Source organism: Bacillus cereus group sp. N12 (genome assembly GCF_016483575.1).
GTDB lineage: Bacteria > Bacillota > Bacilli > Bacillales > Bacillaceae_G > Bacillus_A > Bacillus_A toyonensis.
The window spans coordinates 62,089-74,978 of record NZ_JAEHBO010000003.1; the positions used below are offsets into that span (position 1 = coordinate 62,089).

Sequence of the window (12,890 nt, forward strand, 5' to 3'; positions counted from 1 at the left end):
TTACTTTTTCGGTTCTGCTTTTTGACCAAACTCTTTTTCCCAACGCTCTAAAATTTTGTCGCGATTTTCTGCTGCCCATTTAAAGTCATTCTTTTTGTATAACTTTTCTGTCACATCTTTCGGGAATCCATCTGGAAGTTTATAGTCATTTTTAATTGTCGCAAATCCATTTTTCTCGAAGTATAACTTCATTACATCATCTGTAATTGCCCAGTCTAAAAACGCTTGTGCTAATTTATCATTTTTCGCATTATCTTTCTTAATAAGTGCGTTCGCTTCTACTTCCCAGCCTAGTCCTTCTTTCGGCAGTACAACTTCAACTGGTGCACCTTTTTGTTTCTCTTTTAAAGCGCTATAAACCATTGACACACCAACTGGATATTCACCTGCACCTGCTAATTTCGCTGGTTTTGAACCGGAATGCGTATAAGATGCCATATTATCATGAAGTTTTTTCATGTAATCCCAGCCCTTATCTTCACCCATAATTTGCAACCATGCAGAAACTGTTAAAAATCCTGTTCCAGAAGAAGCTGGATGTGGCATAACAAGTGTTCCTTTATATTCTGGTTTCGTTAAATCTTCATATGATTCTGGCATCGGTAAATTTTTCTTCTTTAATTCTTCTTTATTTACAGCAATCCCCGTCATAAACGCAGTATTACCTACCCATTTTTCAGGTTTCTTATCATCTTTAAATTGCGGAAGGACACGATCCGCTCCTTTTGGAGAGTATTCTTTTAACATATCTTTTTTCTCTAAAGCTAATAGACTAGACGCCGCAGTTCCCCACACAACATCTGCTTGTGTATTTTTTCCTTCAGCTAGCAATTTCGCTGTAATAACTCCTGTTGAATCACGAACAATGTTCAACTTCACATCCGGGTATTTCTTTTTGAAAGAATCAAGATAAATCGGTACAAGCTCTTCTTCAATCGCTGTGTAAACAGTTAACGATCCAGATAATTTATCATCTTTCACTTTTGCTCCAGCACTTTCTTCTTTCTTTGCACCACACCCCATTAATAACGAAAATACCATTCCAGTTGCTACAGCTTTAAAGATTGTTTTTTTCACTGTCTCTCTCTCCTTTTACAAATCTTATGTACAACTCAAATATAAACAATTAGTGTAAAAGCAGTATTAAACCAACATTAATCTTTTGTTTGTTGTTTGTTTTTGTGTAATACGTTGCTACTTCTATGTTTTTTCACATTTTTCTGCTAATAGAAAATATGAAATTTACAAATAATTAAAAAAACCTTTATAATCCCACAAAAAAATGAGGCGTTTGTAAAAAACGCCTCATTTTTGTTTACCTTTTTTTGAATTTCGATTTGCATACTTTGCACTGTTTTCTCCTTCATACTCTAATGCAAATTCTGCATCTGGTAAGCTTTCTTTCGGAGTTTTATTATTGTTAATTGCCGCATTTTGTTTCACTTTTCTTTTTACCAATACGTTCACCTGCTTTCAAGAAATTACTTTCTACTCTAGTTTGGAGCAATCTGAAATAACTATTACTGGCAAGTGTTAACAAGTACATAAGAGCTTATAGATGGAAATACTACATACGAACAAACCATTACAAAAAGGAGCGATTACTTTGAAAGAGAAAGAAACAATCCAATCGCCAATTTTAGACGAGACGCTCCCTCATCAAATGAACTTCCCTTCTTTTAAAGGAACAGGAAAAAAGATGCAACAACCTTTTGTAAATCAATATGATGTTGTAATTGGAGACAGTAAATACAATTCCGAGAACAGCCCCTTAAACAATTGGAGTGATGAGGTAGACCCTGCCATTATGGCTGGGGATGAATGGATCCATCCTACAAATGATATCGGGTGGATTGCAGAAGAAAATCAAGAATTACTTAAAAAAGAAGTTGATAATAAAAATGAAGCTTTTATGCATCCCCAATTCGGAATTAACGATTAAAAAAACCATTCTACCTAACGCAGGTAGAATGGCTTCATGCTATCCAATAATAATTCTTTCTTTCGGATATTTATAGCGAGGTGGTTGTTCTCTCCCACCACTAGCTAATATAAATGTTAAAATACCGACGCGTCCGATAAACATGAGTACAATAAGTACAAGTTTACCAACAGTTGTTAAATCTGGCGTAATACCTGTCGATAAACCTGTCGTCCCGAAAGCAGAACAAACTTCAACAATCAAACTCATAAGCGGTACATTTTCCGTAATGGATAAAATAAATAGTGCCGTGGCACATAATAATATTCCCATTGTCATAACGACAGATGCTTTTAATACATCCTCTTCATGTAGCTGTCTTTTAAAGACTCGAACCGTTCTACCGCCCCTTGCAAATGTATATAACGATAATATACTAACCGCAAATGTTGTCGTACGTATCCCGCCCCCAACCGAACTTGGAGATGCTCCAATAAACATTAATATACTCATAAACAAAAGCGTTGGTTGTGACAATTCACGTATATCCATTGTAGCGAGTCCACCGCTTCGCGTTGTCACAGATTGGAATAACGTATAGAAAACCGTTTCATGCCATGACTTTCCTACTAAAAAATGATTTCGTTCTAGTAAAAAAATCATGATGGTTCCAACAACAACAAGTACAAAAAATGTTGTTGTCGTCAATTTTGTAAATAACGAAAAACGAAAAAGTTGTTCTCTCTTCTTACTAAGAAATTGCTTCACTTCCATTAACACAGGGAAGCCAATCGCTCCTAAAATAATGAGTAACATATGAATCATTTGAACGATATAATCTTTTTTGTACGGGATTAGCGATTGTCCTGTTAAATCGAATCCACCGTTCGTCGTTGCACTAACAGCGGCAAAGAAACCGTGAAAATAAGCTTCTTGCCAAGTCGGAAAGTACAGTAAAAATCTTGTACCTAACAGGATCGCTCCAATGATTTCTATCGAAATAATTACAATTAAAATAGAACGCATTAATTCTACAAGACCCGATAAATTTCCTTGATTATGGTCTGCCATAATTAATCTTCTTCGCTGCAAACCAATCTTTTTACCCGTTATAATCCAAACGAATGTGCCAAGTGCCATGATGCCTAATCCGCCTAATTGTAAAATTAGAGCTAATACAATAATTCCTGCTGTTGTAAACGTATCTGAAATCGTAACAACTGAAAGTCCTGTAACACTTACCGCACTAACAGATGTAAATAGGGCATCGATAAATGTCCATTTCACATCAGCCTTCGTAACAAACGGTAAACTAAGTAATATTACCGATACGACTACTGCTAATAAATAAAACAAAACAATAAGTTGTACGGGACGTAATTTTTGTAAAAACTTTTTTATATCTCTCATTCCACCACTTCGCTACCTTTTTTCTATCGATTAAATAAAGAAAAATCATCACTTTCTTTATTTGTAAATAACTGCTGAAATAGTTTTGCAAATACCATTCCGTATACAGTTCCATTTCCCCCATATGGCAGTGCGTAATATAAATTATGTATCTTTTTATCTTCTTTTAAAATAGGAAGACCATCATGACTACCACCAAATGCTGCTGCCCAATAGTACTCTGCCTGTATATTATTAAATTGCGGGAACATTTCTTTTACAATATTAATAAGGATATCACGCTTATGCAATAATTTCGAATCGCCGATATTTTGAATTTTCAGCACCTCATCTAACCCGCCTACAATAATGCGGTTTTGATACGTTCGAAAATATAGGTAAGGCCGTGCCGTTTCCCAAATTAATGATTGCTCATGCCAACCTTCGAACTGATCTATCTTATTTGTAACAACTGCATAAGACGTTTCTACTATTGTATTTTTTTCTTTCTTTCCAAAAAGCGCTTCATAACCTGTCGCCATAATAATATTCTTTGCTGCTATTTTATTTCCTGTCTTCGTGTAACAAATTAGATCATTTTGCATTCGTTTAATATGTATTGCCTCTGTATGTTCATATATAGTAGCACCCATTTGCTTTGCTTTATGCAAAAGACTATGTGCTAACAAATATGGATTCACTTCTGCGTCACCGCTTGTATATAATGCTGCTTGTTTTGCAAATGAATAACGTTTCTTAATATCAGACTCTGTAAAATATTCAACCGGAAATTCATAATAGCGTAACGTATTATATTCTTCTTGTAAAAATGAAATATCCTCATCTCTACTCGCATAATACAAACTATTTCGCGGAATAAAATGGGGATTAATATCGAGAGTCGGTACAACCTTCTCCATTGTTCTAAGGGCTTCATAACAAAGCCTATATGCTCGTACCCCTTTTACTTTCCCAAATGTATGAATAAGAGAGGTTAACGATTTATCATGAAGAAATTGTAATAAACCTGTATTGGCAGCTGTGCTACCACATGCAATTGCTCTTTTTTCAATGAGCGTAACACGCATTCCTATCTTCGCTAATGAATACGCTATATGAGCACCCGCTTCGCCACTTCCGACTACGAGCACATCACATATCATATCATTTTCTAACGTTGGATAACAAGGTACAGAAACTCCTCTATTCCAAAACAACTTACCAGTCATAAGCTTCATAATTATACTCCTAAAATGTAAATTTCTCCTTTCTATGTTTTGTTATTTTCCATAAAAAAATCCAACTAACACAACGCTAGTTGGATTTTTTATTTTTAATTGGAACGCTCTTCAAGCCAATTTCCAATCGTCGGATATGTTTGTTTTACAGCTGTTCCACCGTAAACGATAGACATATGCCCTGTTGGTAAACATACATATTGTTTATCTGTGCTAGAAATATGATCTAGTAAAGCTTCTACTTGACATGGCAGAGCGATATGATCACGTTTCCCGGAAATATTTAAGACATTCGCCTTAATATTTGCAAGGTCTACCTTTTGTCCACGAATAACGAGTTCACCTTTAACCAATTTATTATTTTGATAAAAATCACGAATCCACTGTCTGTATGATTCACCCGGGAACGGAATGCCATCGCCAACCCACTTTTGAACTAATTTCCAGCTTTCGACGAAGCGCTCATTTTCTGAACGATCAACTAAAGCAACGTATGGACCAACAAAATTCGTAATTGGTTTTAACATCTTATTTCCGAAATCAATCATTTCTGGCGGAATATTTCCGAATGTATCAACCGCCTTATCTAAATTGAAATATTTCTCATCTAATAAAGGACCATATAATCCTGTTTCAGAGAAATCGAAAGGACTTGTCATAAAAATTAAGTTACGAATTGGCATATGCGGATGAAGTGCCGCATAAATAGACGTTAGCGTTCCACCCATGCAATAACCAAGTAAAGAAATCTCGTCCGATTTTGCAGTTCGCATTACTTTTTTCACTGCTTTTGCAATATAATCGAACACGAAATCATCAAATTTCAAATGACTATCTTCTAAACCAAATGTGCCCCAATCAAGCATATACACATCAAAACCACGATCTACTAAATATTCCACTAAACTATTTCCAGGAGTTAAATCCATAATATATGGCTTATTAATAAGAGCATATATTAATAAGATTGGGACTCTCTGTGTTTTTTCTTGTTTTGGAATGTAACGATAAAGCTTCGTTTTATTCTTCGTCCAAATAACCTCTTTCGGTGTTAAACCAACTTGTGGTTCTGGTTCGCGTAATAAAATTTCGCTCGCTCTTTTCACACGGCGATATGCTTTGCGATATTCTTCTGGGTACAACTCCAATTGCTTTTCCCATTCTGTTACGAATGTAGTCATTTTTCTATCTCCTTTTCGGTCGATTTCTTTCTAAAAAAAGAAGTGCATTCCTGATATGGATATGCACTTTTTTCTTACTTCATTACATGTATAATCCACCGTTAATGTTTAATTGCTGACCAGTGATATACGCACCGTCACGGCATAGGTATACTACACCTTTTGCAATTTCATCAGCTTGTCCAAAACGTTTTTTCGGGATTTTCGCAACGATTTTTTGACGCACTTCTTCTGGTACCTCTGCTACCATTTCAGTATCGATAAATCCTGGGCAAATTGCGTTTACAGTTACATTTGTTTTTGCAAGTTCTAACGCTAATGATTTTGTAAATCCTAGCATACCTGCTTTTGCTGCTGAGTAGTTTGTTTGTCCAAATCCACCAGCTTGACCAATAATAGAAGAAATACTAATGATTCTTCCTTCTTCTGCTTCCGATATGTATGGAAGTACCGCACTTGTCGTATTAAATACACTACTTAAGTTCACGTCAATTACGCGTTCCCAATCTTCACGATTTAATTTTTTGAATGTACGATCTCTTGTAATACCAGCATTATTAACAAGAATATCCACTTTACCAAAATGATTCACAGCTTCTTCTACAAGTCGGTTTGCATCTTCTACTTTAGAAACATCCGCTTGAACTGCATAAACGTCATGCCCTTCTTTTCCTAGTTCATTTACTAAGTTTTCAGCTGCTTCTTTACTGCTGTTATAGTTAATAACTACTTTTGCTCCCTCTTGTGCTAATGCTACTGTAATTGCTTTTCCAATTCCTTTTGCCCCACCTGTTACGATTGCTACTTTGCCATTTAATTGAACCATTTCTTTTCCCCCTTAAATGAATTTGTGAACGATTATTATGAATCATTTTGGTACTCATACTAATAGAGTCCATATATTAATTATGTTTCGTTGTTTATACGTGAAAACGAGATTCTCCCTCTCTCTTTTACACGTTGTAAACAAACGCTATTATCATTTTTTATTTTCTGGCTTATTCGCCGGCTTTACTTCTTCTTTTACAGGTACTTGTAGTTTAGCTAGTACTGCATTTTGCTTTTCTAGCAATTCTAAAATTTGATCAACTTTCGCTTCTAACGTGCGAATATCTTGTTTTACTTTCGTAACATCACGCTTTAATGTAGGAGCTTGTCCTAACGAATCCACTTTCTCTTCTAGAACTTCCTCAATATTATCAACTTTATTTTCTAAGTTAATAACAAGCGTAGCTACTCTAGCGATATCCTCTTTCGTTGGCACGTTCACTTGTTCTAAATAACTTTTTGTCGTATCATTTAATGCTTTTTGATAAAACAAATTCAAGTCTAGAACGCTGCCCATCCAAGCAGAATATTCTTCTGTTTTAATTGTTTCATTGAGCGCTTTTCCCCAAAATGTTTCGGTTTGTTCATAAGCATTTTTCCATGCTTGCAATGGATCGAATTTTTGATCAATCACTTCGCCTACACTCCCTTTTTTGTTTTTGAAACAATTCAACCTATTCACTATTTTCTAATATTCTGAATAAAACTTCAAGTCTATATTTTATTTTTCTTTATTTTCCAACAAATGTATTGACATTAAAAACAGATAGGTGTAAATTGCACTTATAAGCAAAAAATTCCATCTAACTGATTCATGAGGTGATGCACAATCATGCTACATAATGAACCAGAACACCCAGAAAGTTTGGAAAAAAACCAAGCGAAACAACCAAACTCCATGCCAAAAAACTTCTTAGTTCCTTTCTTACTTCTCTGTCTAAAAGACTGGAGTCTTCATGGTTACAAACTCATTCAAATGCTAATGGACATCGGCTTTTCTTCTGTTGACCAAGGTAATGTTTATAGAACACTACGCAAGTTAGAAAAAGAAAACCTTATTTCTTCTACTTGGGATACAAGCGATGGAGGGCCAGCAAAAAGAATTTATTCTTTAACTGAATATGGAGAGCAATATTTATCAACATGTGCGACTTCTTTTGAACATTATCAAAATATGTTGCGGACGTTTTTCACGTTATACACCAATGCATTCTTTCCATTTTCTACTTCTCCAGAAAAGGATGAAAAGGATTCTTCATCTTCACCTGGTGGTACAGCAGAGTAATCTGCGTTCACAATATGCAAAAAAACATTTGGAGGTCAAACAATGGAAACTAAACCATACGAATTAGTCGATGCATTTTGGAAAAACTGGTCTCAATCTCTTTCCCTCTTCTCTTCAGCTGGGAAACAATTAGAGCAACTTACTTTAGAAACGTTAAAACAACAACAAGACGCTTTGCATAAATTAACATCAGGAGTAAATGAACTAGAAAAAGAACTACAACAATTCACAGCTCAGTTCAATAACCAATATACAGATTACGTGAAGCAATTAACTGGAAACTCCTTAAATGATCAAATTAACGAGTGGCAAGGGAAATGGAATGAGCTTTCTACTCAAATGCATCAACTTACTGTTTCTCCTACAAAAACATCTTTGTCTATTCTTACTCAAACTAGCGGTCAATTTGAAGAAACAACAAAACACTTTATAGAACAACAACAATCGCAACGCGAAGAGGTTCAAAAACAGTTAGAAGTTTTTTTGGGAGAGTTCAAGTCCAAACAACTAGAACTCGCAAAGCAGTTCGAGGAAAACTCAAAAAATCTATTTACTTCCATCAAGTAAGAAAAATGTGGCAACTAACTGCAGCACAAACAAAACTCTTTCTTCCTCCTACTACATCAAGATGGCTTACATTTTTCGATATGGAAAAGAAGGAGGACAAAATGAATCCATTCCAAGAAGCACAAACTGTTCCGGAGCTTCGTTATGATGAGATTCAAGTCGGTGATCAAGCATCTCTAACAAAAACAATTACGGATGAGGACGTTATCAATTTTGCAAAATTGACTGGAGATGTAAATCCTATTCATATTTTAGACTCTTTTGCAAAAACGACAATGTTTAAAGAACGTATTGCTCACGGTATGCTCGTTTCAAGTTTTATTTCTACCGTTCTTGGAACGAAACTCCCAGGCAAAAATACGATTTATTTATCCCAAAACGTTTCATTCCGTGCTCCTGTCAAAATCGGCGATACACTTCGTGTAGTGGCAGAAGTTATTAAAAAACGGGATGATAAAAAAATCATTACATTACAAACAAACATCTACAATCAATCCGATGATATTGTCGTGGAAGGTACAGCGACAATACTGAAAAAAGAGTAGCAATTTTGCTACTCTTTTTTCTATCCAAGAACTTCTAATCACACCGATTACTTCCGGGTATGAGTACATCGTTTCCACATAAAATAACATTACCAGTTTAGATAGTACTTAACTTAGCTGAACTGGACTACTCAAAAGGATGTGTGTCAACATGGTAAAAACAAACAAATTACTAGTTCCAGGTGCAGAACAAGCACTTGAACAATTTAAATATGAAATTGCACAAGAATTCGGTGTTAGCTTAGGCTCAGATACAGCATCTCGTTCTAACGGTTCAGTTGGCGGCGAAGTAACAAAACGTCTTGTTGCTTTAGCTCAACAACAATTACGCGGATAATACTATAACATATGGCTTAGAGGCAGATATTCTCTGCCTCTTTCTATTTGCAACATACATAATAGCGCTTTTTCACATACTAGTAAGAACAAACTGAAAGGAACGATATGTGAGATGAAACGGATTAATATTAGCATGAGCCCTCCTCGTGTTCTTACTCTATCTTTTATTGTATTATCACTTGTCGGCACATGCTTATTAAAACTACCAATTGCTACAACAACATCTATTTCATGGCTCGATGCCTTATTTACAACGGTTTCTGCTTGTACAGTTACAGGGCTTGGTGTTGTGGACACTGGAAAAGTATTTACCTTATTTGGCCAATGTGTAATTTTAACACTTATACAAGTTGGCGGTCTTGGCATTATGAGCTTTGCTGTTTTAATTGCAATTATGCTTGGCAGAAAAATCGGTCTTCAGAACCGAATTTTGTTACAACAAGCACTAAATCAAACGAATATTGGCGGTGTCATTCGTCTTGCCAAAGCATTATTTCTATTCTCTTTTACAGTAGAATGTATTGCTACTTTGCTCCTCTCTTTTGAATGGGTACCAAAATACGGAATTGCTAAAGGGTTCTATTATAGTTTTTTTCATTCGATCTCTGCCTTTAACAACGCCGGTTTTTCTGTGTGGAGCGATAATTTAATGTCCCATTCTCATAGTATTCTCGTCAATCTCGTTATTTCTTCTCTCATTATTTTAGGTGGAATCGGTTTTACAGTGATCATAGATATAAAACGAAAAAAGAACTTTAAAAACCTTACATTACATTCAAAACTCATGCTCTCTTCTACTCTAATCGTCAATATTATTGCTACCGTTTTTATTTTCATATTCGAGTTTCATAATTCTTTTTCTATGAGAGGTTTTACCCCATTTGAAGAAGGAATGGCTGCTTATTTCCAAGCAATTTCAACGCGCACTGCCGGATTTAATACCGTTGATATTTCTGCATTAACAAAACCTTCCCTTTTATTAATGATGCTTCTTATGTTTATTGGTGCTGGTAGTGCTTCAACTGGTGGTGGAATTAAGTTAACAACATTTTTAATTATGTTTTTTGGCGTATTTAAATTTTTACAAGAACAAGATGATATTGTTGTGTTTAAAAAATCCATTAAAGATACGCTCATTGTCAAATCATTGACCATTACTATTATTTCCATTTCATTTATCTTTGCTGCTATTTTAATTTTAAGTATTACTGAGCGAGTTCCTCTATTGATGAGTGCTTTCGAAGTATTTTCAGCATTTGGAACAGTCGGTCTCAGTATGAATTTAACACCACACTTAACGATAATTGGAAAAGCTATTATTATCTTTATGATGTTTTTTGGAAAAATGGGACCGTTAACATTGGCTTTTTCATTTGCACGTAAAAAGAACCGGAAAATAAAATATCCGAACGAAGATATTTTAACAGGTTGACAACCGTATAAATTATCCATATAATGAGAGTACAATAGCATATCTCCAAAGGGGAGTAGCGTCCAAGAATATTTCTTGGAAACAAAGTCGTCATTACGTAGAACTTAGTTCTTCCGGCTTTGTTGGCATTTTTATTACATATGTCTAGCAAGACCTTTGCCTATTAACGGCAGAGGTCTTTTTTGTATTCATTACCAAATTCTTCCAAAGTTAATAGGCAGGAGTATGGGGAAACTAAATAGTGGGGAAATTCTTCACTTATTTAGTACTTATAGAAATGAGAGGAGAATGTACATGGATGTATCATTATTATTGGAGTATGGTTGGGTATTACTCATCCTGATTGCACTTGAGGGGATTTTAGCGGCTGATAACGCGCTTGTTCTTGCAATTATGGTAAAACATTTACCAGAAGAAAAACGTAAAAAAGCACTATTTTACGGATTAGCGGGGGCATTTGTTTTCCGATTCGGATCGTTATTTATGATTTCGTTCTTAGTCGATGTATGGCAAGTGCAAGCAATCGGTGCTATTTACCTTATGTTTATCGCTGGTAATCACTTATTTAAAACGTATGTTAAAAAGAATACGGATGAAGACACAGAAGAAAAAGAAGCAAAGAAAAAACAAGAGAATTTTTGGTGGACTGTATTTAAAGTCGAGGTTGCTGATATCGCCTTTGCAGTTGATTCAATTTTAGCTGCTGTTGCATTAGCAATGACTTTACCGAAAACAGGACTAGGTACAATTGGTAGTCTTGATACTGGGCAATTCGTTGTTATCTTTGTAGGTGGACTTATTGGATTAATCATTATGCGATTTGCAGCAACTGCTTTCGTACAAATATTAAAACGTAAACCAGGACTTGAAACTGCAGCATTCTTAATTGTAGGTTGGGTTGGTGTGAAGTTAGCAATCTATACATTAGCACACCCTGCATTAAATGTAATTCCGCATTCATTCCCAGAATCTACTCCGTGGAAACTTACATTCTGGATTGTATTAGTTGGAATCGCAGTTGGCGGTTGGTTCTTCTCGAAAGAAGTAGAAGTAAAAGTAGAAAAGAATTTAGACGAAAAAGCGCTGTAATTACAGCGCTTTTTCTTTTTTATTTCAATTCCCTCTCTATTTTTAGAAAAAATTCCATTATACTACCTTTTGTAATCGCTTTCTTATTTTATGTATGTCCTTTTTGTGAAACATTGCACAAACTTATTGAAACTGTGAACGAATCCATGTACTTTATTCATATAAGGAGTATTTATAGAAGATTTACTAAAGGAGCGTATGACTCATGCTAGAACAAGGATTAGATTATGTTGTCAAACTGGCTAAGAGCAAAAAGAAAATGCTAGATATAAATCCGATGCAATATTTCATTCGTGCTGCACTTGCGGGCATTTATATCGGTTTTATTATTGTACTATGTTTTAAATTAGGTAACTTTTTTCACATTGCAGATTCACCAGCAACTTATTTAGCTGCTTCCATGTTTTTCGGGATTGCCCTCGTACTTATTATATATGGTGGTGCTGAATTATTTACTGGAAATACAATGTACTTCACAGTAGCAACTTTAAGAAAAGAAACAACGATTTCTGATACACTTCGCAACTGGATTGCATGTTATGCAGGTAACTTAGCGGGCGCTTTATTCTTTGCCTTACTATTTTACGCAACTGGCATTTTCGAAGCGATTGATCACGGTCATTTAATGAATAAAGTAGTTGAAGGAAAGATGAATACACCTACAATGCAATTATTCTTTAAAGCAATTTTATGTAACTGGCTTGTCTGTCTTGCCTGCTTCTTACCTTCTCAAGTGAAAGGTGACACAGCCAAAATATTAATGATGATGATGCTCGTTTTCACTTTCTTTTTATCTGGTTATGAGCATAGCATTGCAAACTTATCACTGTTTGCTTTATCTTTAGTATCACCACATCCTGATACAATTTCTTTTGCAGGCGCTATTCATAACTTAATTCCAGTTACAATCGGTAACATTATTGGCGGGTCCGTATTTGTCGGTATGGTATATCACTACTTAACAAAGAAAACACCTGATGTTAAACAGGAAGAGACTGTAATCGCAGCAGCTCAACAAGAAGAGATTATTCCTTTACAAGCACATATGAAACATTAAAAACTCCAAAGTTAAACTT

At 35.2% G+C, this 12,890-nt stretch carries 15 protein-coding genes and 1 riboswitch; of the genes, 8 read left to right on the top strand and 7 right to left on the bottom strand.

Annotated features, from left to right (window positions below):
• Both JDS92_RS02485 and JDS92_RS02490 read right to left on the bottom strand, forming a co-directional pair.
• Complete coding sequence (locus JDS92_RS02485; RefSeq protein ID WP_000750902.1) at positions 1–1,077, bottom strand: putative 2-aminoethylphosphonate ABC transporter substrate-binding protein; 1,077 nt, start codon at positions 1,075–1,077, stop codon at positions 1–3.
• A 228-nt stretch (positions 1,078–1,305) separates the two neighbouring features.
• A complete protein-coding gene (locus tag JDS92_RS02490) occupies positions 1,306–1,458 on the bottom strand; it encodes a hypothetical protein (protein WP_000240799.1) in 153 nt (50 codons plus the stop codon).
• Positions 1,459–1,558: 100 nt separating this feature from the next.
• Between JDS92_RS02490 and JDS92_RS02495 the strand changes: the two genes are divergently transcribed.
• Positions 1,559–1,942 carry a DUF3905 domain-containing protein gene (locus JDS92_RS02495; RefSeq protein ID WP_000404294.1) on the top strand — a complete coding sequence of 128 codons (384 nt, stop codon included), beginning with the start codon at positions 1,559–1,561 and terminating at the stop codon, positions 1,940–1,942.
• A gap of 39 nt (positions 1,943–1,981) precedes the next feature.
• On the opposite strand, the gene JDS92_RS02500 is transcribed toward JDS92_RS02495, so the two are convergent.
• The 5 genes from JDS92_RS02500 to phaR form a co-directional block, all read right to left on the bottom strand.
• On the bottom strand, positions 1,982–3,331 hold the full coding sequence (locus JDS92_RS02500) for a TrkH family potassium uptake protein (RefSeq protein WP_001204698.1): 1,350 nt from the start codon (positions 3,329–3,331) through the stop codon (positions 1,982–1,984).
• Positions 3,332–3,354: 23 nt separating this feature from the next.
• Positions 3,355–4,548, bottom strand: coding sequence for an NAD(P)/FAD-dependent oxidoreductase (locus JDS92_RS02505; protein WP_098055180.1), 1,194 nt, complete (start codon positions 4,546–4,548; stop codon positions 3,355–3,357).
• A 95-nt stretch (positions 4,549–4,643) separates the two neighbouring features.
• Positions 4,644–5,729: a class III poly(R)-hydroxyalkanoic acid synthase subunit PhaC gene (gene phaC, locus JDS92_RS02510; RefSeq protein WP_000206839.1), complete on the bottom strand. Its 1,086-nt coding sequence runs from the start codon at positions 5,727–5,729 to the stop codon at positions 4,644–4,646.
• 82 nt (positions 5,730–5,811) lie between these two features.
• Positions 5,812–6,555 carry an acetoacetyl-CoA reductase gene (locus tag JDS92_RS02515; protein WP_000250411.1) on the bottom strand — a complete coding sequence of 248 codons (744 nt, stop codon included), beginning with the start codon at positions 6,553–6,555 and terminating at the stop codon, positions 5,812–5,814.
• Positions 6,556–6,708: 153 nt separating this feature from the next.
• Entirely contained in the window at positions 6,709–7,191 is a 483-nt protein-coding gene (phaR, locus tag JDS92_RS02520; protein WP_000566959.1) for a polyhydroxyalkanoic acid synthase subunit PhaR, read from the bottom strand.
• A gap of 198 nt (positions 7,192–7,389) precedes the next feature.
• Here phaR and phaQ point away from each other — a divergent pair, with 198 nt between their 5' ends.
• The 7 genes from phaQ to JDS92_RS02555 all read left to right on the top strand — a co-directional run bounded on the left by phaQ (position 7,390) and on the right by JDS92_RS02555 (position 12,871).
• Positions 7,390–7,842, top strand: coding sequence for a poly-beta-hydroxybutyrate-responsive repressor (gene phaQ / locus JDS92_RS02525; protein ID WP_000903016.1), 453 nt, complete (start codon positions 7,390–7,392; stop codon positions 7,840–7,842).
• Between the two features lie 42 nt (positions 7,843–7,884).
• Positions 7,885–8,409, top strand: a complete 525-nt coding sequence (gene phaP / locus JDS92_RS02530; RefSeq protein WP_000448600.1) for a polyhydroxyalkanoic acid inclusion protein PhaP — start codon at positions 7,885–7,887, stop codon at positions 8,407–8,409.
• A gap of 101 nt (positions 8,410–8,510) precedes the next feature.
• Complete coding sequence (locus JDS92_RS02535) at positions 8,511–8,954, top strand: MaoC family dehydratase (RefSeq protein ID WP_001067920.1); 444 nt, start codon at positions 8,511–8,513, stop codon at positions 8,952–8,954.
• A 151-nt stretch (positions 8,955–9,105) separates the two neighbouring features.
• A complete protein-coding gene (locus tag JDS92_RS02540; protein ID WP_000241211.1) occupies positions 9,106–9,291 on the top strand; it encodes an alpha/beta-type small acid-soluble spore protein in 186 nt (61 codons plus the stop codon).
• Between the two features lie 114 nt (positions 9,292–9,405).
• Positions 9,406–10,725, top strand: a complete 1,320-nt coding sequence (locus JDS92_RS02545) for a TrkH family potassium uptake protein (protein ID WP_000822354.1) — start codon at positions 9,406–9,408, stop codon at positions 10,723–10,725.
• 38 nt (positions 10,726–10,763) lie between these two features.
• Positions 10,764–10,929: riboswitch (yybP-ykoY riboswitch) on the top strand.
• Between the two features lie 90 nt (positions 10,930–11,019).
• Entirely contained in the window at positions 11,020–11,814 is a 795-nt protein-coding gene (locus JDS92_RS02550; protein WP_000383309.1) for a TerC family protein, read from the top strand.
• 205 nt (positions 11,815–12,019) lie between these two features.
• Positions 12,020–12,871, top strand: coding sequence for a formate/nitrite transporter family protein (locus JDS92_RS02555; protein WP_000893030.1), 852 nt, complete (start codon positions 12,020–12,022; stop codon positions 12,869–12,871).
• Positions 12,872–12,890 lie beyond the last annotated feature (19 nt).

Excerpts from the sequence above, each read along its gene's own strand:
- JDS92_RS02545 (WP_000822354.1), top strand. The coding sequence starts at position 9,406 with ATGAAACGGATTAATATTAGCATGAGCCCTCCTCGTGTTCTTACTCTA.
- phaQ (WP_000903016.1), top strand. The coding sequence starts at position 7,390 with ATGCTACATAATGAACCAGAACACCCAGAAAGTTTGGAAAAAAACCAA.
- JDS92_RS02555 (WP_000893030.1), top strand. The coding sequence starts at position 12,020 with ATGCTAGAACAAGGATTAGATTATGTTGTCAAACTGGCTAAGAGCAAA.
- JDS92_RS02505 (WP_098055180.1), bottom strand. The coding sequence starts at position 4,548 with ATGAAGCTTATGACTGGTAAGTTGTTTTGGAATAGAGGAGTTTCTGTA.
- JDS92_RS02515 (WP_000250411.1), bottom strand. The coding sequence starts at position 6,555 with ATGGTTCAATTAAATGGCAAAGTAGCAATCGTAACAGGTGGGGCAAAA.
- JDS92_RS02495 (WP_000404294.1), top strand. The coding sequence starts at position 1,559 with ATGGAAATACTACATACGAACAAACCATTACAAAAAGGAGCGATTACT.
- JDS92_RS02540 (WP_000241211.1), top strand. The coding sequence starts at position 9,106 with ATGGTAAAAACAAACAAATTACTAGTTCCAGGTGCAGAACAAGCACTT.
- JDS92_RS02535 (WP_001067920.1), top strand. The coding sequence starts at position 8,511 with ATGAATCCATTCCAAGAAGCACAAACTGTTCCGGAGCTTCGTTATGAT.
- phaC (WP_000206839.1), bottom strand. The coding sequence starts at position 5,729 with ATGACTACATTCGTAACAGAATGGGAAAAGCAATTGGAGTTGTACCCA.
- JDS92_RS02500 (WP_001204698.1), bottom strand. The coding sequence starts at position 3,331 with ATGAGAGATATAAAAAAGTTTTTACAAAAATTACGTCCCGTACAACTT.
- JDS92_RS02550 (WP_000383309.1), top strand. The coding sequence starts at position 11,020 with ATGGATGTATCATTATTATTGGAGTATGGTTGGGTATTACTCATCCTG.
- phaP (WP_000448600.1), top strand. The coding sequence starts at position 7,885 with ATGGAAACTAAACCATACGAATTAGTCGATGCATTTTGGAAAAACTGG.